The sequence below is a fragment of the Aestuariibacter sp. GS-14 genome, assembly GCF_006494365.1.
GTDB classification, from domain to species: Bacteria; Pseudomonadota; Gammaproteobacteria; order Enterobacterales; family Alteromonadaceae; genus Alteromonas; species Alteromonas mangrovi.
Genome location: NZ_VHIP01000005.1, coordinates 58,451 through 79,497 on the forward strand (window position 1 = coordinate 58,451; position 21,047 = coordinate 79,497).

At 46.8% G+C, this 21,047-nt stretch carries 14 protein-coding genes; 5 read left to right on the plus strand and 9 right to left on the minus strand.

Annotated elements, in window-relative coordinates:
• Window positions 1-169 precede the first annotated feature (169 nt).
• Window positions 170-1,048, plus strand: a complete 879-nt coding sequence (locus FJ444_RS09885; protein WP_140958128.1) for a LysR family transcriptional regulator — start codon at window positions 170-172, stop codon at window positions 1,046-1,048.
• Window positions 1,049-1,083: 35 nt separating this feature from the next.
• On the opposite strand, the gene FJ444_RS09890 is transcribed toward FJ444_RS09885, so the two are convergent.
• From FJ444_RS09890 to trxA, 5 genes are all read right to left on the minus strand, one after another.
• Complete coding sequence (locus tag FJ444_RS09890) at window positions 1,084-3,855, minus strand: response regulator (protein ID WP_181405122.1); 2,772 nt, start codon at window positions 3,853-3,855, stop codon at window positions 1,084-1,086.
• A 35-nt stretch (window positions 3,856-3,890) separates the two neighbouring features.
• Complete coding sequence (locus FJ444_RS09895) at window positions 3,891-5,189, minus strand: amidohydrolase (protein ID WP_140958130.1); 1,299 nt, start codon at window positions 5,187-5,189, stop codon at window positions 3,891-3,893.
• Between the two features lie 125 nt (window positions 5,190-5,314).
• A complete protein-coding gene (gene rho / locus FJ444_RS09900) occupies window positions 5,315-6,580 on the minus strand; it encodes a transcription termination factor Rho (RefSeq protein WP_140958131.1) in 1,266 nt (421 codons plus the stop codon).
• 271 nt (window positions 6,581-6,851) lie between these two features.
• Window positions 6,852-8,165, minus strand: a complete 1,314-nt coding sequence (yegQ, locus tag FJ444_RS09905; protein WP_140958132.1) for a tRNA 5-hydroxyuridine modification protein YegQ — start codon at window positions 8,163-8,165, stop codon at window positions 6,852-6,854.
• Window positions 8,166-8,294: 129 nt separating this feature from the next.
• Window positions 8,295-8,621, minus strand: a complete 327-nt coding sequence (gene trxA, locus FJ444_RS09910) for a thioredoxin TrxA (RefSeq protein WP_140958133.1) — start codon at window positions 8,619-8,621, stop codon at window positions 8,295-8,297.
• A gap of 99 nt (window positions 8,622-8,720) precedes the next feature.
• On the opposite strand from trxA, the gene rhlB reads away from it, so the two are divergent.
• The 4 genes from rhlB (at window position 8,721) to FJ444_RS09930 (ending at window position 16,549) form a co-directional block, all read left to right on the plus strand.
• Entirely contained in the window at window positions 8,721-9,983 is a 1,263-nt protein-coding gene (rhlB, locus tag FJ444_RS09915; RefSeq protein WP_140958134.1) for an ATP-dependent RNA helicase RhlB, read from the plus strand.
• A 14-nt stretch (window positions 9,984-9,997) separates the two neighbouring features.
• The gene (locus tag FJ444_RS09920; RefSeq protein WP_140958135.1) at window positions 9,998-11,509 is read left to right on the plus strand and encodes a guanosine-5'-triphosphate,3'-diphosphate pyrophosphatase; all 1,512 of its coding nucleotides are present in this window, start codon (window positions 9,998-10,000) and stop codon (window positions 11,507-11,509) included.
• Between the two features lie 415 nt (window positions 11,510-11,924).
• On the plus strand, window positions 11,925-14,078 hold the full coding sequence (locus FJ444_RS09925; RefSeq protein WP_140958136.1) for a sulfatase: 2,154 nt from the start codon (window positions 11,925-11,927) through the stop codon (window positions 14,076-14,078).
• Between the two features lie 182 nt (window positions 14,079-14,260).
• Window positions 14,261-16,549, plus strand: a complete 2,289-nt coding sequence (locus tag FJ444_RS09930; protein ID WP_140958137.1) for a multiheme c-type cytochrome — start codon at window positions 14,261-14,263, stop codon at window positions 16,547-16,549.
• Window positions 16,550-16,736: 187 nt separating this feature from the next.
• Here the strand turns inward: FJ444_RS09930 and hemB are convergent, their stop codons facing one another.
• Genes hemB through FJ444_RS09950 form a run of 4 tightly spaced genes read right to left on the minus strand, consistent with a single transcriptional unit; the run spans window position 16,737 to window position 20,974 of the window.
• On the minus strand, window positions 16,737-17,738 hold the full coding sequence (gene hemB, locus FJ444_RS09935; RefSeq protein WP_140958138.1) for a porphobilinogen synthase: 1,002 nt from the start codon (window positions 17,736-17,738) through the stop codon (window positions 16,737-16,739).
• A 9-nt stretch (window positions 17,739-17,747) separates the two neighbouring features.
• Window positions 17,748-19,619 (minus strand): diguanylate cyclase, encoded by a 1,872-nt coding sequence (locus FJ444_RS09940; RefSeq protein WP_140958139.1) that lies wholly within the window; start codon window positions 19,617-19,619, stop codon window positions 17,748-17,750.
• An 8-nt stretch (window positions 19,620-19,627) separates the two neighbouring features.
• On the minus strand, window positions 19,628-20,401 hold the full coding sequence (locus FJ444_RS09945) for a TatD family hydrolase (protein ID WP_140958140.1): 774 nt from the start codon (window positions 20,399-20,401) through the stop codon (window positions 19,628-19,630).
• The gene (locus FJ444_RS09950; RefSeq protein ID WP_140958141.1) at window positions 20,402-20,974 is read right to left on the minus strand and encodes a type VI secretion system-associated protein TagO; all 573 of its coding nucleotides are present in this window, start codon (window positions 20,972-20,974) and stop codon (window positions 20,402-20,404) included.
• Window positions 20,975-21,047 lie beyond the last annotated feature (73 nt).

A 21,047-nucleotide genomic window follows, 5' to 3' on the forward strand; every position in this document is an offset into this window, starting at 1 on the left:
ACTATATTTATGTAAAATTCATTGATGCGTAAAAGTGGTAATCTGACCTGCCAATTATTCGATTCAACCCAATGGCATTGCCGAAAATATTGTTACGCTTCAAAATATAGATAGAAATAAATGCTTTTTTGTTCTATTTTTATTTCAATATTTTCAGAGAGAGCCGTTAATGAATTCCCTGACATTCCGTTTATTAGAAGTCTTTCAACAGGTTGTAGACAGCGGATCAGTGACTGCAGCGTCTAACGCACTGTCGCTTTCCCAACCAACGGTTTCGCTGCAATTAAAGAAATTAACCAGTATTGTTGGCCTGCCGCTGGTTGAGCACTACCAGGGTAAAATTCAACTGACTGAGGCCGGTGAAGCTGTGTATCGCTGTGCTCAGGAAGTGCTGACTTCTCAGGAGAAGCTCAACAGTCAGATAAGTGCATTGCGCGGTGTGGAAGTAGGCTCACTGAAACTCGCAGTGGTAACGACTGCCAAGTACATTATTCCCCCGTTTCTTAGCCCGTTCTGTCGGCAGCATCCTAATATTGACGTGCGATTCACTGTGGGTAACCGGGCGCAGATTATTGAACGCCTCTCACATAATCGGGACGATCTGTACATTTTTACGTACCCACCAGAAGATGAAGACCTGGAATGTGTACCCTTCATGTCAAATCCATTGGTGATCATAGCCCCCTCCGATTATGACGGGCCGGATAATTGTTCGTTGAGCGAGTTGGTAAATCAGAAATTTCTGCTACGTGAACAAGGCAGTGGCACCCGCAGAACACTGGATGAATATTGCGACTTAAAACGTATTACACTGAATAATAAAATGATCATTGAAAGCAATGAAGCTATACGCCTGGCCGTTTCTGCGGGGTTGGGATTGGCGATATTGTCGCGGCACACGTTGGCGCAGGCGTCTACCGACAATGTAAAAATACTAAAGGTGCGCGATTTTCCTTTGCACAGTAACTGGCAGGTGGTTACCAACAAGCGCCGCCCAATTAGCTTATCTGCGCAGGCGTTCCGTCAATCGCTGATTGAGAAAAAATAAGCGAGGTTGTAACGCTTTTCTTATACAGTTTAGGGTTACTTACCGCTTGCATACTGAATAATGAGCCGGAATAAGTCGCCACGGCGCACCGGCTTAGCCAGATAATCATTCATACCCGCGGCTAAACAGGCTTTTCTGTCGTCTTCAAACGCATTTGCCGTAAGCGCAACTATGGGCGTGGAAGCTTTGGCATCTTCCATACCACGAATTTCCCTGGTGGCCGTAAATCCGTCCATAATGGGCATTTGGCAATCCATTAATATCAGATCAAAGTTAACCCGGGCAATCACCTCCAGCGCTTCCCGGCCATTTTTGGCTCTTATGCACTTGGCATTTCCATCCTTGAGCATATCAATCAGGATTTCAGCATTGATGTCGTTGTCTTCGACAATCAGGATTTTGAGTCCCGAAGGCAGAGAAAGACGTGTTTCATCAAAAGCAGGCTCCACGTGATCCGTAATTGCCATTGGCAACGATACGGTAAATACTGTGCCCATCCCCAACTCGCTATCAAGTGAAATAGTGCCAGACATTAGCTCAACCAGCTTACTGGTGATCGCCAGCCCCAATCCTGTACCACTGAACTGACGAGATGTAGTAGCATCAGCCTGCACAAACTGTTCAAACACTTTGAATTGCTCAGATTTATCTATGCCTATACCGGTGTCTTTTATCGCTATATTCAAGCATCCGTTGGCATAATCAACGTACATAGAAACGCCACCAATAGCGGTGAACTTCACCGCATTGCTCAATAGGTTATTCAGAATCTGACTGATTTTTACTGCATCGCCTTTCACCATTTCCGGTACGCTTTCGGCCCATTTAACATCCAGCCTGATCTGTTTGCGTGTGGCAGCCTGGCGATGTATTTCAACACAGGCAGTAATGACTTTTCGCGGTGACATGGGATGCAGTGTCAGCTTCATTTTGCCCGCTTCAATTTTTGACCAATCGAGAATACTGTCCAATATAAGCAGAAGATTGGTTGCTGATTGCATAATTACCTGAATTCGGCTGGTTGTCTTAGGATCATGCGATTTTTCCAGAAGGTTCTCGCAGGTACCAAGAATGCCATTCATGGGTGTACGGATTTCATGAGACATATTTGCCAGAAACTGTGATTTTGCCACACTGGCAGCTTCTGCCTGGTTAAGCGCATTCACTAAGGACGCCGTTTTTTCCTCTACCCGCTCGGTTAAGGTGCGATTGAGTTCTTCCAATTCCTGATTTAACACATTCTGGCGTTTTCTTGCGGTATTTAAATCACTAAACACGCTGACCAAACGTTCACCCAGTTCCCTGAATTCGTTACCCAGACCAGCAATCTCAGTGAGTTGTAGGGTTTCGTTAGAAAATACCTGATGGTGAACTTTTCTTTCCGGTGTGTAGCCCGCGAAAGTCAGCATCAACTCTCTGATAGGATCAGCAAAAATTCTCGCCACTTTGCCGCCTAAATAAATCCCTAAAAAGGTCAACACGCACAGTAATATCAGCGCCCACCGTAAATAACTGGTACTCAATGCCACAAAGCTACTGTGTTCATACAAAATTGAAACAGTCCAGCCATGTTCAGGCTCAAACGCTTGAGCCACAAACCACTCCCGCCCCATGAAATGCTTTCTGCCCTGGCATTTTTCGTCTGAGCAGAACTGCATATCAGGAGTTTCCAGTGGGTTAATTTGCAACTCCGGAGACGCATAAACCACCGTACCGCTATTATCCTGGTAGACCGCCCAGAACAAGGCCAGGTTACGACTGTCGTACTCCATAAAACTACTGAGATTTAATGAGCCTTCAATGATACCAATCACATTGCCTGTTGCATCGCGAAGCGGGCTTGAAATTGCCACGATGGGATCATCGCCGAAGCCTCGCCCCTGAATAGCACTGGACACAAAGGTGTTGTTAGTTTCAATAGCCTTAACGAAGTATTCCCGCTGTGAGATGTCTGCCCTGCCAAGCTGTCTCGCTCTGAATAACAAATTGGTAGGATAAGAATAGGTAATTTTGCCATTTGTGTCAGCGATCAAAAACGTCAGAAACTCCGGATAGTTGCGGGCCATATTGGCCAGTGTGTCCGGTGCCACCCTCGTCAGGTTTGCGCCATTTTGTGACGCTAAATGAATGGATTGAGCTGCGCTGGTTATTGCTGTGGCGTGATAGTGCAGAAACGACGACAGCTCTTCTGCCATCACCTGCGAACGATGCCCCATGTAGTTGCTAACCTGGTTGGCTTGCTGACGCTGCAGCTGGCCCAGGTACACATAGGTCATTGACAAAATAATGAAGAAAAACAAAGCCGAGAACATGTAGCGGAACAGTACTTCCACATTAAACTTCAGCTTATAGCCAATATCGAGCCGCCGGACCATGGTGAGAAATAACAAGTGTCCAAACAGACAGGAAAACGCACCACTTAACCAGGTTACTATATACGCGGTTAAAGCGGTGTCAGGACTACCGCTGTAATGAACAGCAACAATGACGGCAAAGATGGGGACAGTGAAAGCGCTCCACCAACCAATTCCTACTTTTAGTGGATTGAGTGTGTCAGTGCGGTCATACAACAGGTTAATTAACAGCGGCTGGCCGGCCAGAAATAGCACCAAAGGCCAATCGTAGCCTTTTAGCAATAAGACTCCATACACGGCCACCATAGCGACCACGGTTAACCGTATCGAATACAGCAAAGCTACCGTAACCGCAAAGCCGCCACCAAAAAAGATGACGCCTTGACTTTCGATAGGCTCAGGCAGAAGATTGACAAACGCCCCAACAACAATTAGCGCGAATGCTCTAAGCAAGTGATTCCCCATAACCGCTCTTATAGCAGAGAGTATTATCCGCCGTGCTGTGCCATGTAATCGAGGGTTAGATTGGATAACACCCGAACGCCAAGCTTCATGCCAGCATCGTCCACATAAAACTCTGGTGTATGATGCGCCGGAGACTCTTCTACTGGTACGTCAAGAGGCTTTCCTCCCAGCCACATAAAGAGTCCCGGAACCTGCTCCTGATAAAATGAAAAATCTTCCGCACCAGTTACTGGTTTAGCCAGAATGGTATTTTCCTTACCGGCTGTGCGTTCAACCGTAGGTAACATTTGAGCAGTCAGCGCGGGGTCATTAAACGTAATAGGGTAATTATAGTCTAATGGTAACGTTAATTCTGCTGTTGCCCCCATACTATCGGCGATACCTTTTACTTTTCTGGCCATTGCCTCATAGACATGCTCTCTGGCCGCGTGATTGAGGGTGCGGATTGTACCCACCATTTCTACTTCGTTGGGAATGATATTAGAGCGGTTACCGCCGTGAATTGAGCCAATAGTTACCACAGCCGCGTCATCGATAAGTTTAAGCTCCCGGCTCACGATGGTTTGTAACGACATGATCATTTGTGCTGCGGTAGTAATAGGGTCAACGCTCTTCCAGGGATACGCACCGTGCGCTTGCTTGCCGTGGATTACAATTTTGAACGGATCGACTGCTGCCATTGTGCCACCGGCATTATAGCTCACAGTACCAATGTTGGCATTCGCACTAATGTGCAGGCCAAAAATTACGTCAACATCCGGATTCTTCAGCACGCCTTCTTTAACCATGATTTCAGCACCGCCCTTTTCTCCTGGAGGAGCGCCTTCTTCTGCCGGCTGAAATATAAATTTCACTTTGCCTTTCAACTGGTCTTTCATAGCTGTTAACACACTGGCAGTGCCCATCAGCATTGCCATATGCGTATCGTGGCCGCAAGCGTGCATCACTGGCACGTCCTGCCCTTTAAACTCTCCGCGCTGAGTAGAGCGCCATGCCAGGTCGTTTTGTTCCGGAACCGGTAATCCATCCATATCGGCGCGCAAAGCCACTACAGGGCCAGGCTTGCCGCTGTCGAGCACAGCAACCACGCCGGTTTTTGCTACACCTGTCGTTACTTCAAGGTCGAGTGAACGCAAAAATTTTGCAACGTATTCCGCCGTATTGAATTCCCGGTTAGACAGCTCAGGATACTGGTGTAAATGGTGGCGCCAGGCAATAACATCACCTTCCACTTCGTTAGCTAAACGATCAACATCGCCAGATTGTGCAGCAGCTACCGCAGAGAAAACCAACGGGGCGAAGAACAGGGAAAACTTTCGCATAGAATTTCCGAATATTAAAAACATATTGATAATAACTATACATTAAGGGCCAACGTATTACAGAAAAAAAAACCGCTGAATTTTCAGCGGCTTTCTTATTTATTAACTCAATTAACTGATTGCAATCAGCTCTTCTGACGCTTCATTGCATCAAAGAACTCATCGTTTGTCTTGGTCATGGCCAGCTTGCTGATCAAAAACTCCATCGCATCAATTTCTGACATTTCATGCACGATTTTGCGCAGGATCCACATTTTTTGCAGTTCATCCTGGCCAGCCAGTAATTCTTCTCGACGGGTGCCTGAGCGGTTGAAGTCGATTGCCGGGAATACGCGTTTTTCAGCAATCTTACGGTTTAAGTGCAGTTCCATGTTACCGGTACCTTTAAACTCTTCGTAAATCACTTCGTCCATCTTAGAGCCAGTGTCGATCAGCGCAGTAGCAATAATAGTTAAACTGCCGCCTTCTTCAACGTTACGCGCTGCACCAAAGAAACGCTTAGGCTTGTGCAATGCGTTGGCATCCACACCACCGGTAAGTACCTTACCAGATGACGGAATGACTGTGTTGTATGCACGGGCAAGACGGGTAATTGAGTCCAGCAGAATAACTACGTCTTTTTTATGTTCAACCAAACGCTTTGCTTTTTCGATAACCATTTCCGCTACCTGAACGTGACGGCTAGCTGGTTCGTCAAAAGTAGACGCAATTACTTCACCACGCACAAGACGCTGCATTTCGGTCACTTCTTCCGGACGCTCGTCGATGAGCAATACCATCAGTTCACAATCGGGGTGATTAGCAGCAATCGACTGAGCAATGTTCTGTAATAATAAGGTTTTACCCGCTTTTGGCGGAGCAACAATCAGACCGCGCTGACCTTTACCTATTGGCGATGCCAAATCCAGAACACGGGCAGTAATATCCTCTGATGAACCATTGCCACGCTCCATGCGCAAACGGCTATTTGCGTGCAGTGGTGTTAAGTTTTCAAACAGGATTTTGTTGCGGGAATTTTCTGGTTTGTCGAAGTTAACTTCGCGGATTTTCAACAGGGCAAAATAACGTTCACTGTCTTTCGGCGGTCGGATTTTACCTGAAATCGTATCACCAGTGCGCAGATTAAAACGGCGGATCTGGCTTGGAGAAACGTAGATATCGTCAGGGCCGGCCAAATAAGATGAATCGCCTGAACGTAAAAATCCGAAGCCATCCTGAAGAATTTCGAGCACACCATCACCGAAAATGTCTTCACCGCTTTTCGCATGCGCTTTAAGGATAGAGAAAATGATGTCTTGTTTTCTCGCGCGAGCCATGTTTTCCAGGCTCATTTCTTCGGATAGGGCGACCAATTCGTTAATTGGCTTATTCTTTAGTTCAGTTAGATTCATACTGGTGGGTCTTTGTGTATATTGAACGTCTTGTTGGGAAATTCGTTAAATTGTATTGAAAAGGGTTCGTTGCCCGGGTATGGGCCAGCCGGGTAAGGCTTGTAAGGATGCCAAGAACTCTGAAAGATTTCCTAGTGTTGTAACGTTAGCACCATAATTTTCACTCGTCCAGCCTTTCAGGATTAAATGTTAAAAAAACTTTGCGGTTACCATCAATACGCCGCTTACAGCGACGTATCAATGGCTTCAGCCTGTTTAACAACGCCAAAGACTAGCCCGTGCAGCGCAACATTACAGCATGCGTAGCGGAAAGATCAGCGGGCCTTGGAATACGCACCTGATAGCCACTGCCCGGTGCCACAAGCACAGACTCCCCGATAGCCGATTGCAATGCGGCCAATTGCACAATCTTATTCCCTGTCGGCGTCATAATTTCAATCAGATCGGAGACAGTAAAATGATTCTTAACATCAATATACCACCAGTTTTCATCTTCACCGGTTACTTCGCCAACCAACTGTCTTGAGGCACTCACCGAACTGCCGCGCTCGTATTGTTGATAATCCTGATGATTGTGCCGCTGTAAAAATCCGTCGGTATATCCTCTGTTTGCCAGATGCTCCAGCTCCGTATACCAATGTGGATCAAAGGGTTCACCTGCAACCGCAGCATCGATGGCTTTGCGATAAACCTGTGCAGTCCGCGCGCAGTAATAAAACGATTTCGTGCGCCCCTCTATTTTTAACGAATCGACACCAATTTCGGTTAATCGATGAACATGCTGCACCGCGCGCAAATCGCGAGAATTCATAATGTATGTGCCATGTTCGTCCTCAAAAGCTGCCATGGGTTCATCAGGTCGCTGTGGTTCGGTAATTAAAAACGGTTGATTCACGGGCTGACCTTTACCCAGTGTTGGTGCGATCGGCTCACCGCTTGGTATAAACTGCCCAACATCGTTAGTGGTGGCAGGTTTTACATCATATTGCCAGCGACACGCGTTGGTACATGCCCCCTGATTAGGGTCGCGCTTATTAATGTAACCCGACAACAAACAGCGCCCGGAGTAGGCCATACACAGTGCACCATGAACAAAGACTTCCAGTTCAATATCCGGACAGCGCTGGCGAATTTCTTCAATTTCGTTGAGGCCGAGTTCGCGCGACAAAATCACCCGCTTTATCCCCTGCTGCTGCCAGAATTTTACTGTAGCCCAGTTCACAGTGTTTGCCTGTACCGACAAGTGAACAGGCAAATCAGGATAGTGTTCCCGGGTGAGCATAATAATACCCGGATCAGACATGATCATGGCATCGGGCTTCAATGCGGCTACCGGCCCTAAATCGCTCAAAAAGGTTGCTAGCTTACTGTTGTGCGGCGCAATATTGTTTACAACATAAAGCTGCTTACCCATTTCCCAGGTGTAGGCTCGCGCTTCGGCCAACTTTTCTAAGGTAAATTCGTTGTTTCTTACCCGTAGTGAATATCGCGGCTGACCCGCATAGACCGCATCGGCGCCGTAGGCCAGCGCATATTCCAGGTTTTTCATGGAGCCTGCTGGCGAGAGCAGTTCAGGAGTTCGCATAATGTGTCGCAGTGTGGTTATTAAACAGAGCGCAACAGCTTAGCGGATTCGGCTCGCCCGTTATTTAATTGAGATCAAACAGACATAAAAAAACCGCCTTGCGGCGGCTTTTACATTTTTACTAAACGCTTACAGATTAGCGTTCAGGAATTCAGTTAACTGGGCTTTAGACAAAGCGCCTACCTTAGTAGCAGCAACGTTACCGCCTTTAAACAACAACAGGGTAGGAATACCACGGATGCCGTATTTAGGTGGAGTTTCATTATTTTCATCGACATTCAGCTTGCCAACTGTTAACTTGCCTTCAAAATCGGTTGCAATTTCTTCAAGAATTGGTGCAATCATTTTACAAGGGCCACACCACTCGGCCCAGAAGTCAACCAGCACAGGACCTGATGCATTGATAACATCTGCTTCGAACTTATCGTCAGTCAACTGGATAATTTTGTCGCTCATTCTTTTCTCCGTTATTGGTCTGTCGCTGATTTGTTCAGCTCTACCATAAGTGTTATATAGAAACTGTTTTTTAATGCAAGCACTGATAAGCTATAAGCTATGCAAACAACTCATTTAACCGAAACACATTTTTCCGATTTGCCTATCAATGGCAAAGTGATTGATGCACTAAATGCGGCTAATTTTACGCATTGTACACCAATTCAGGCGTTGAGCTTACCTCCTTTATTAGAAGGTAATGATATTGCCGGTCAGGCCCAGACCGGAACTGGAAAAACCATCGCATTTCTTGTTGCGACATTCCACCACATTTTAAGTCGTGCACAGTCGGCTGAAGACAAGAAAGCTGGCCCCAGAGCCATTATTATGGCACCAACCCGCGAACTCGCTGTGCAAATTTATAATGATGCAGAACTACTCGCTCAACATACCGGACTTTCACTTGGCCTCATTTATGGGGGCGAAGGTTATCAAAGTCAACGGGAAACATTACAGGAAGGGGTAGATATTGTAATTGGCACGACCGGACGCATTTTGGATTACTACAAACAAGGCGTGTTCAGCCTGAATAATATTCAGGTTGCCGTACTTGATGAAGCCGACCGCATGTTCGATTTAGGCTTTATTAAAGACATCCGATTCCTGTTCCGTCGAATGCCGCCTGCTAGCGAACGCTTGAGTATGCTGTTCTCTGCCACGCTGAGCTATCGCGTTCAGGAACTGGCTTATGAACACATGAACAATCCTACTCATGTTCAGGTAGAAGCCCAGCAAATGACCGCCAGCCGCGTGTCGGAAGAACTGTTTTACCCGTCAGATGACGACAAGATGCGCCTGCTACTTACCTTACTTGAAGAAGAATGGCCGGAAAAGGCCATTGTGTTTGCCAACACCAAGCACAGCTGTGAGCGAGTAGCCGACTGGCTCGAAGCAGACGGCCACAGAGTGGGTTTGTTAAGTGGTGATGTACCGCAAAAGAAACGCTTGGGCATTCTGGAAGCCTTTACCAAAGGTGGCCTGGACATTCTGGTAGCAACAGACGTTGCGGCCCGTGGCTTGCACATTGAAGCTGTTACACACGTGTTTAACTATGACTTGCCTGATGATCCGGAAGATTATGTGCACCGAATCGGTCGTACAGGACGCGCTGGAAAAAGTGGCATAGCCATAAGTTTCGCCTGCGAAAAATATGCATTAAATCTGCCCGGTATTGAAAGCTATATCCGCCATCCCATTCCGGTAACCGATTACGTGCACGACGCCCTGCTGGACGATATAACGCCACCGAGACAGCGTCAGCGTAAACAAAACCGACGTCCATCTAACCGTCGGGGCAAAGGAAGACCACCGCAGCAAAAATAATACGGCGTTACACTATGCAGCCTGAAACTCAATATGACGCCGAGACACTCGGCGAATACTACGCGGCCGTTGACTTAGGATCGAACAGCTTCCATATGGTGGTTGTGCACGTGGTCAACGGGAGCGTGCAAATCATCGGCAAGGTAAAGCAGAAAGTGCGCCTGGCTGCTGGTCTCGATAAAGATATGATACTGAGCCTCGAGGCGATGGAGCGTGGCTGGCAGTGTTTAGAGACCTTTGCTGAACGGCTGCAAGACATTCCCGCCTCGAATATTCGTATCGTTGCTACCGCAACCCTGAGGCTGGCTCGTAACGCTCAGGATTTCATTGAAAAAGCGGAACAGATCCTAAAACATCCCTTGCAGGTAATTTCAGGCGAAGAAGAAGCCCGCCAAATATATTTAGGCGTGGCTTACACATCAGCTAACCAGGGCAATACACTGGTTATCGACATTGGCGGTGCCAGTACCGAAATTATCATTGGCAACGATATGCAGCCCATTCATTTGGTCAGTCTGGACATGGGTTGTGTAACCTTTATGGAACGTTATTTCCTCGACGGGGAGCTTTCACAAGCTAATTTCGACCGCGCCATGGAAGCAGCCTATGCTTTACTCGATCCGGTAGTAGACAGCTTTTTGTGCTTCGACTGGCACAACTGCCTGGGCGCCTCGGGTACTCCACAAGCCATTACCGAAATTCTGGTGAAACAAGAAATCAGCGATGCTATTCGCCTGGATTATCTCTATAACCTTAAACAACAGTGCATCGATTGTGGCAATCTGGCTAATCTGGTAATTGATGGTCTGGAACCTAATCGCCAGCCCATTTTCCCCAGCGGCTTGGCCATTCTTCTTGCTTTGTTTGAGCGATTAAAGATTGCCACAATGAATATTTCTGGTGGTGCGCTACGCGAAGGTTTGATTTATGGCATGCTTGATAACGTAAAGCACAACGATCGCCGAACGCAAACCATCAACACGGTAATGCGCCGCTACCACATTGATAAACCGCATGCTGTGAATGTAAGAAAGCTGGCAATTAACCTGTGTAAGCAACTGTGTAAGCAATCAGATTTTTGTCACCTTGATACTGAAGCAGTGTTAGATGCCGCGGCCATGTTGCATGAACTGGGTTTACATATCGAATATAAAAAGCATCACGACCATGGTGCCTACATTCTGAATTACATTGACTTACCGGGCTACACCCGCCTTCAGCGTGCCGCTATACGCGATTTAGTGAAGTGTCATCGCCAGGCTGTTCGAATTGAACCGTTTAATCTGTATCACGATGATGTACGTGCCATGTTAATGGGGTTGTTACGGATTTTGCGAATTGCCGTTGTGGTATGCCTGCGCAGACATCAGCAACACATCCCAGCAATTACATTAAAAGTAGACAAACAGGACTGGTCACTCACTTTCCCCGAAGGCTGGCTGAAAGAGCATCCGTTAATTAATGCGGAGCTGGTAAATGAAGCCTGGCAACAACACCGGGCAGGCTGGCACCTTAGCTGTACATAGCACCAATAGCAGCACAGTCAACCAAAATTACAGAACTGCCATTCTTGAATCTAAGACATTGAAAAAGCGAAGTTATTACTTCGCCTTTTTATTTAGATGAACTGACGCGAGTCACTCGATGAAACGGCTAAATGTGTCACGTTAGCCTGTTAATTGTTTGGGTTCTGTTTTCGAGTTAAGTATTTTAGGGTTTGCTTTTCTTTAGTTCGTATTATTATTCGCTCTGAATTAACCTAATGATTTCAGCACCAAATACCTGCGTCATTTAATCAGGAAATATTGCTCTGTTGACGTACTTAAACATTAACGATACCGTACGACGATCGGTTCAAAATATTCATTTTCTTATATTAGCCTTTGATTACTGATAATCATGATGGGACTGTTTTAATTTCTCTTGTCAACAAGGACTGACATGCGCAGTGTGTTTCTGCTTCTTTTATTACTTTCATTGTCCCTGACTTCTCTGGCGCAGGAAAATCCAAAACATGTCCTTATTATTCTTGCCGATGATCTGGGGTGGAATGACACATCTATTTACCAGGACAACCAATTTTATGAAACCCCCAATATAGATGCACTTGCTGATCGTGGCATGGTGTTTACGCAGTCATTTACTAACAGTCCTTTGTGTTCTCCCACCAGGGCGTCTTTACTTACAGGTCAAACGCCAGCAAGACACCATATTCTAAATCCCAACATAGAAACATCGGAAATCAGGTTGATAGCTACAGAGCGATCTACTGCAGCATCAAATCAACTTTCAGCCGCACCCGACACAGCAACAAGACTTGATACAGCAATACCCACGCTGGCTACTATTTTTAAAGCGAATAATTATAAAACTGCGCATTTTGGAAAGTGGCATTTAGGAGCAGAACCATTTAGTGCACTTGAGCACGGTTTTGATGTTGACATCCCTCACTATGCTGGCTCAGGCCCTACAAGCGGTTACCTGGCACCGTGGTCCTTTGCTCCCGGATTACAACCACAAGCACCAGGAGAGCATATAGATATCCGGTTAGCCGAGGAGGCGGTTAAGTGGATCAAGGACAATAGCAACGACGGCTCCCTGTTTATTAACTTCTGGCCTTTTTCAGTGCATGCGCCGTACCTGTCGGCCTCCGGTGATTATTACGATTACTTCGTTGAAAAGAGAAGTCCCTACAACAGCCAGAGAAGTGCTGTGTACGCTGCCATGGTAAAGCACTTTGACGATGCTATTGGCATATTGTGGGAAGGTCTTGTTGAAGCAGGAATTGAAAACGACACAATCATAATATTCACTTCCGACAATGGGGGTAATATGTATGATGTGCTCGGCCAGATCCACCCCACAAGCAACTTTCCTCTCCGTGGCGGTAAAGCCACGCAATATAGTGGGGGCAATAGAGTACCTACATTTGTAATCTGGCCAGGGAAAAGTCAGCCTCATACACTTAGCAATGAATTTATTCAGACAGCAGACATATATCCCACATTACTTCAGGAGCTCGGCTTTTCCTGGCCAGAATCCCATTTGGTTGACGGCACCAATTTCTCAGATGCGCTACTGGGTGATTCATTACCGTCGAGGCCGGTAATAACCTATTATCCGACACAATCTTCCGTCCCTGACTGGCTCCCACCTTCAGCTACCATTCAGCTCGATAACTGGAAACTAATCAAAACATTTTATTATGGTACGACTAAACAAGACATGTACCAGCTATACAATTTAGATACGGATATATCTGAAAGTACTAATCTGGCAGACATCGAATTATCCAAACTGTCTGAGCTTGACTTACTCCTGAGCGACTACTTGGCTGGATCATCTGCAGCCCTCCCCCAACCGAATGCAAATTATATTGAGGGGCGTTTCAATTACCAGCGACTTGGGGTACCGGGCAATCAATATGTATTACCGGAAGAAGCGATAGACAAAACCTTCGCATTGCACCTTAGCTCCTCGCATACCAAAGCTTTTGCAGGGGATTCCATTGAAATTTCGTGGAGCGTATCAGGTGACGCTACAGATGTATCAACTAATTACGCCCAGTTTATGGGGCAAAGTGTCGCTATCAGTCCTGTCGTGAATGGATTTAGCTTTAGCGCACCACGGGTCGACGTGGCCGAGTTTATTTCATTTGCTTTTATTGCCCGTAAGGGTGATCAGGTGATCAGAAAGCAGCTCGGTGTAGAAATAATACCAGTAAACACGGCTCCGGAATTGTCCATTAAGCATGTTTCCCGTCTACAAAAAGGCCAAAAAGCTGTCATTGAATTCTCTGTCTACGACGTAAACAAAGATATCCTGAATTTATCGGTTTCAAGTCCAGCACTGCAACTCAATAATCACGATATAGATGACCCCACATTATTTGAATTTACCGTCCCATCTACGCTAACTAATAATGAGATTGAGCTAACGTTTAAATTGACCGACGGACAAGAAGAGACATCTTTGACGCAAACTTTCGAGATTCAGACCTCCACATCAACACCATCCAATGGTAGTGGCGGTGGGGCAATATTCTGGCTGATTCCTTTATCAGTGATAATTTTAGCTATGCGGATAAAGAAATAACTTAATTAAATATAGACTGCTTATAACTAGGGCGTGTTGATCTTTGCTGATGGGATGTTTCCGGGCAACAGTGCACAGTAAACATAACTGTTAGCAAGGAATTGCTCCTTTTAATGTGCCGTATCAAACCAGAAAAAACACGAGTGTGATTTTTATTTCAGTTGAAATCCAAATAGATAAATGTGATAACGACTTCTGATTACGCCCAGATTGAGCGCCAGGAGTTTTCTATTAAATCACTAATTTGCTCGAGTTTGCTGGTCATCCTGTTATTCATTACCAGCATCTTATCGTGCGCAAATGGCAACGAAATATACGTTGGGGCCCAAGCTTGTATTAGTTGTCATAAATCGCAAGGCGACGCCTGGTCGCGTTCTGATCATTTTCAAAGCATGCAGCCAGCCACCCCTGATTATGTCTTAGGCGACTTCTCTGACTTTCATTTTACCGCCGGTAAGCGTACCACCCGCTTTTACAAACAGGGCGAACATTATTTAATTGAAACCCTCAATGAAAAGGGGAAAGCGCAGTCTTACCCAGTGCAATACGTTTTTGGCTACTATCCCCTGCAGCAATATCTTCTCGAAACAGAAGAGGGGCGTTTACAAGCTTTTGATGTTGCTTGGGATTCACGCCCGGTATCAGATGGCGGACAGCGCTGGTATCAGTTACAGGACGATAGTGTTACAGATCCTGATCATCCATTTTTTTGGACAGGTTACTACCAAAACTGGAATAGCCGATGCGCCGCTTGCCATACTACGGATTTTGCTAAGCAATTTAACGCAGACACCAATCAGTACCAATCGACCTGGACAGATATCAATGTCGCGTGTGAAAGCTGTCATGGCCCTGGCAAAGAACACATAACCAGAGTTAAAAGTAAAACGTACTCCCTAACACAATCAGGCCTGCAAGAGTTAGGTAAGAAACTGGCGTTCCATTTTAGTGAAGGCGATCCCATCGCTCGCTCCACCGGAAATGCCTCTGAAACATCATTGACTCTGAACATATGTGGCGCTTGCCATAGTCGCAGGGCCGAGTTACAGGAACCTATAACAACAGCACCTTACCATCAGCAGTTTCAACTCGAAGGGCTGAATGAACCGCTATACTTTAGTGACGGTCAAATTCGCGATGAAGTGTTTGTACTGGGCTCCTTTTTACAAAGTAAAATGGCTACAGCAGGTGTAACCTGTACTAACTGTCACGACCCACATAGTGGCGACACTATATTGCCCGGAGCGCAAGTTTGCAGCACTTGCCATGCTCCCGATGTCTTCGCCCAACCTTTACATACAAATAATCACGAAGGAGCAGATTGTTTGGATTGTCATATGCCGGAACGCATCTACATGGGTGTTGATGCTCGCAGAGACCATCGTTTCCACAGGCCATCATCCAAGCATCCCAACAGCGGTTCTCCCTGTCTGGCCTGTCACACCAAAGAGAGTGAGGAATGGGTATCAAATGCGCTTGTTAACTGGCCTAAACGCAAGGGGGCGTCGACTGATACATTGGGTGAATGGGCCGCAATAAATAACAGACTTTCGGCTTCTGATCCTACCGCGGTTCTCGAGGCCATTATGCATCTCAATAACACCAACTTACCGGTACTTGAATCGGCTGCGTTAGTAGAGAAAATAGTAACCTTCGCCCCTCGGGAAATAATAAACAGCGTCTTCGATTTGGCGAGAGACGAAGACCCATTAGCAAGGCAAAGTGCAGCCCGCGCAGCCGCTAATTTGCCCGAGACAGAACGATACAAAATCTGGCTGACATTGAGTCAGGATCCGATGCGCTCGGTACGTTCAGTTGTTGCCAGCACAATACTTTCCGATTCTCCAGAGTGGTTTACCAGATCACCTGAACTTACTGCACTTTTAGATGAATACCAGCGGATTCTGTTACGCAGTCAGGATCACCCGGGCGCGAACCTTGGATTAGCCAGTATTGCTACCTACAAGCAGGATTTACCTGCTGCAATAAAGTTTTATGAATTCGCTTTAACGGTCGATCCGCAGCATATCCCTAGTTTGCTAAGTTACGCAGACTTTCTGCGTAATGTTGGTAAAGAAGCTAAAGCACGAGAGCTCCTGCAACGTGCATTGAAATATGGCAGTGATATAGCTAGTGTGCAATTTGCCTATGGATTACAACAGATTAGGGATAAAGATTATCAGGCAGCGATTGCTCATCTTAGATTGGCAGCAAATTCTGATGATGCCGTCCCCAGATTCTCGTTCGTATTTGCTGTTGCGCTATGGCAACAAAATCAACGCCAACAAGCTGTAACAGTATTAGCCCACGCAAATACCCGTTGGCCGGGTAACTATGATGTACTGCTGACCTGGGCTAAGTATGCTTATCAGCTTCGCGACAAAGACGCTCTTCGCAACTCACTGGAACAGCTGGGTTATTATTATCAAACTGACCCCACCTACCTGCAACTTCAACACTTGATACAATAAGAGCAAACTTGCTTGATAAGCGTATTACAGAAGTAAAGCGGTAAATACAAGTTTACCTGCCAATATCTGTAATGAGCACAAATAAAAACTACGGTTGCTGATTGGTCATGCTAATCCGCATTTTTAGCCTCAAAAACCGGATTAGCACGCTTTACCAAATATTTTTTTAAGCAAACTTCAAATCAATTTAATTTTGCTTCAACAACCTTGCAGCCTCTGGTGCAAAGTAGGTAAGAATGCCATCTGCGCCTGCGCGCTTAAATGCCAGTAATGATTCCAGGATCACCTGCTCCCGGTTGAGCCAGCCTTTTTCAAAGGCCGCCATATGCATAGCGTATTCGCCGCTCACCTGATAGGCAAAGGTAGGCACTGCAAGCTCTGATTTACAACGACGTACAATATCCAGATACGGCATGCCTGGTTTTACCATCACCATGTCGGCCCCTTCCTCGATATCCAGCGCAATTTCGGTAATCGCTTCGTCGCTGTTAGCCGGATCCATCTGATAAGTCTTCTTGTTACCGCCTTTAATATTGGCTGCTGAACCAACTGCATCGCGGAAAGGCCCGTAGTAAGCCGATGCATACTTAGCGGAATAAGCCATGATACAGGTATTAATGAACCCGGCTTCTTCCAATGCATCGCGAATCGCACCGATTCGCCCGTCCATCATGTCTGATGGCGCCACAATATCCACCCCGGCAGCGGCGTGAGACAACGCCTGCTTGATGAGAATTTCTACGGTTTGGTCGTTTACCACATAACCATGTTCATCAATCAGGCCATCCTGACCATGCGAAGTAAACGGGTCGAGTGCCACATCTGAAATCAACATCATATCGGGCACATGTTTTTTCAGTTCCCTAATGGCCGTTTGCGCAATACCATCGGGGTTAAACGCTTCACTGGCGCACAGCGACTTGGCATCCATTGGTGTAACTGGAAACAATGCCATGCTGCGAATGCCGAGGTCATAGGCTGCTTGCGCTTCCTTTACCAGTAAATCAATGCTCAAACGCTCTACACCTGGCATCGACGGCACGGCCTCACGCTGATTCGTACCAGGCAAAACAAATACCGGATAAATTAAATCGGCTGCACTTAACTGATTTTCTGCCACCATGGCGCGTAAGCCATCGGTACGGCGGAGTCGGCGCATTCTGCGCGGTAAATATTGTGAATAAGACATGTTTAACCTTTACTGTTTTGCCACAACCCGGTTTCGTCCGGCCTGTTTGGCTAAATATAATCGTTCGTCGGCTGTTTTGAGCAGGCTGTTTTCTTCATCACTAAAGGCAATCACCCCTGACACCACACCGGCACTTATTGTCAGCGAGATCACTTTGCCATCAAACATACAAGGCTGGGCGGCGATTTCAGCGCGCATGGCTTCTAATAACTGCTCTGCGCCATCTGTATCGGTATTAGGCAGAATGATACCAAATTCCTCCCCGCCGTAACGGCACACATCGTCGCTTAGACGCTTTAGCTGCTGTTGCAAAATCGAAGCAACATGCTTAATACATGCATCGCCCGCACTGTGCCCGTGTTGGTCGTTTACTGACTTAAAGTAATCGATATCAACCATAGCCAATGCCAGCGGCGTTTGTTCGCGGCGACTACGTCGTCCTTCTGCCTGGAGGCGTTTATCAAAGTGGCGGCGATTGCGAATACCGGTGAGCGGATCAATCGTGTTGAGCTTTTCCAGCTCACGGTTAGCTTCCGACAATTCCCTTAGGGCAATCTCCAGCTCCAGGGTTCGCTCGCCCACTTTATACTCCAATTCATCCTGAGTGGTTTGTTGCAGCTCAATCAATGCCTGTTTTGCCCTGACGGCCTCGCGTTCCTGCTCAAGCGCATCTTCTTTCGCGGCAAGCATAAAATCGCGCTGACGGCTGTAACTGATAGCCAGAATAAAGGCCAGCATCAGCACTTCGATGGCTGCTCCGTAAACCAGCAGCACCTGTGAAGGCACATTAATCGATACAATGTCCAGATTGTCCAGACTAGCCGTAAATGCACTCACCAATAGCGCTCCCCAGGCCAGCGCATAGTAGCCTGCAACCGATACCTTTTTGCGAGCCAGCCAAATGGCCACCCCCATGATCAGGAACACGGTAAAGGTAAGCAATACCAAGAACAGGCGAATAGACACCGCATAATCCAGGAACAATGCGCTGGCAGCGATGAGGCCAAACGCACCCGCCAATACCTTGAATACAGTGGCCAAGCGCTTGCTGTGACTGGATATTTCCAACAGCGAAGCGGAAAACACAACCGCAAAAATCAGCGTAGTACTGGCAAAAAGAGAGATCGCTTTAGACTGAAACCACGCTTGTTCTGGCCATAAATATTTGTAGGCAAAACCGTGTAATGTGGCAAGTGTAAGCCCCAAACAGATCACATAGCCGGTGTAGTAAATAAACGTAAGCGTACGTGTAGTGAAAAAGAAAAACAGATTGCTCAGTGCCATGGCTAACAACAAGCCAAAGAACAGCCCCATCACCAGGTTAGTGTTGCTTATATGTTCCCAAAAAGCCTTTTGCTGCCAGATTTTCACCGGCACTTTTACTACACTGCTCGATTGAACCCGCATAAATACGGTTGCAGATCCCTCTTGTTCGGGTAAGGGAAACAGAAACCCGTGATATTTGCTGTCGCGCTGTTCAAATGGCTCAGCATCGCCAGCATGAAACTTACCGGAACGTCCACCCGAATGAATCCATACATCTATGCTGTCCAGTAACGGATAACCAATTTCAATGTAAGCAGCCTGTTGATTAATACGGGTAACGGGCAAAGTAAAACGCAGCCAAACGGGTTCGTCAGACAGCCCCGCATTCATCGGGTTATTATCCTCCCGCCAGGCAGCATCTGGCGCAGCCATAACCTGGTCAATAGCGTCGCTGTATTGCTTGTCGGTCAGCACCTTCAACGCGGGCCAATAATAATCCCGGGATTGTTGCAAACCTTTGTCGGTAAACAGCACCAGTAATGCCACTACACAGACTACCGTTAGGCCGAACAGCCATTTGTCGGTTATACGGGTGGTGGGAGTACTAAACTGCATATTTCTGCCTACAAATTAAACAGCGCAATGCTGTTTTTGTAACTCGTCATCTCTACGTTTTCAACAGGTTGATTGATTAACGTTGCAAGAGCATGACCTACATGAGGCAAAAAGGCCGGCGCATTATTTCGCTGCCGTGGTTTGCGTGTTTTTGGATACAAGTAAGGCGCATCGGTTTCCAGAATCAGCTTGTCTAGTGGCAGGCTGAGTACCGCTTCCCGCAGCGCTTCACCGCGTTTTTCGTCGCACAGCCACCCGGTTATGCCTATGTACAACCCCAACGCCAGATAAGACTGCATTTCCTTTACATTACCGGTAAAGCAATGTGCGATGCCGCCGGGCAGTGTTGGCATGTAGCGGTTTAGTAGCGCACATTGATCGCCAAACGCCTCTCGCTCATGCAGATATACCGGTTTATTGAGTTGTACGGCAATCGACAACTGCTTCTCAAACACCTCGCGCTGGGTTTGCCTCGGTGAGAAATCGCGGTTGTAATCCAGACCACATTCACCAATCGCCACCGCACCAGGCGACTGCGCCATAGTGATCAGTGTATCCCAGTGAAGAGGCTTTGCATCTTTGGCATGATGAGGGTGAATACCCAGGGTATAACACAAGGTATCCGGGTATTGTTGATAGAGTTGTTCAGCAACCGACCACTCATCAGGATGCGTAGTGATCAGGCAAAGCCGTTCTACCCCTTCCTGCTTTGCCTGGGAAATTGTTGCTTCAGCCGGCATTCTGTCGTCAAACAGATTTACCCCAGCATCAAACCATGGCATTTACTGGATCCGTTTTACTTTAATGCGTCGGTTAACGTCGTTGTTGCTAAGGAAAAAAGAGCCTAACGAACCTCGTTCGATATACACTGCCATACCTTCTTCCAATTTAAAGTAACCCGAATCCACCTGTTGCCATATGGCACCCGACTTCATGTGGATAACCATTTTTCCACGGGCAGATTTGGTTACGTTAGCGACGGTATCAGTTATATTTTCAAGCGCCTGTACTTCAGACTTCACCTTCAAACCAAACTGACTTTGCGGAGCTGGCTTTGATGATGGCGCGGCGGCAATATCAGAGGCACGCGGCTGAGGCTGTGATTCAGCCTGCGATTGGGCAGATTGTTGCTTCTCTTCAACAATTTCTGTGATGGTTTTATCCATGCGCTGCGGCATAGGGCGCTTATTGGCTAATTCGTTTGCGTTTATGGCGTCGTAACAGGCTAACCGCTCAACGCCATTCTCTATCGCACGGCATGCTGCCAGAGATTGTTGAAGCGTGTCTGCCTGCAACGAAGGCGCAATAATAAGGAATGATAATGCCGGCAATACTAGGTTGATTCGCAATTTCATGTGTGTGTCCTGTTTTTCTGCAACCAGACTAGCGCAACTTATGCAGGTTAGTAGGTATTTACCTGGGGATTGT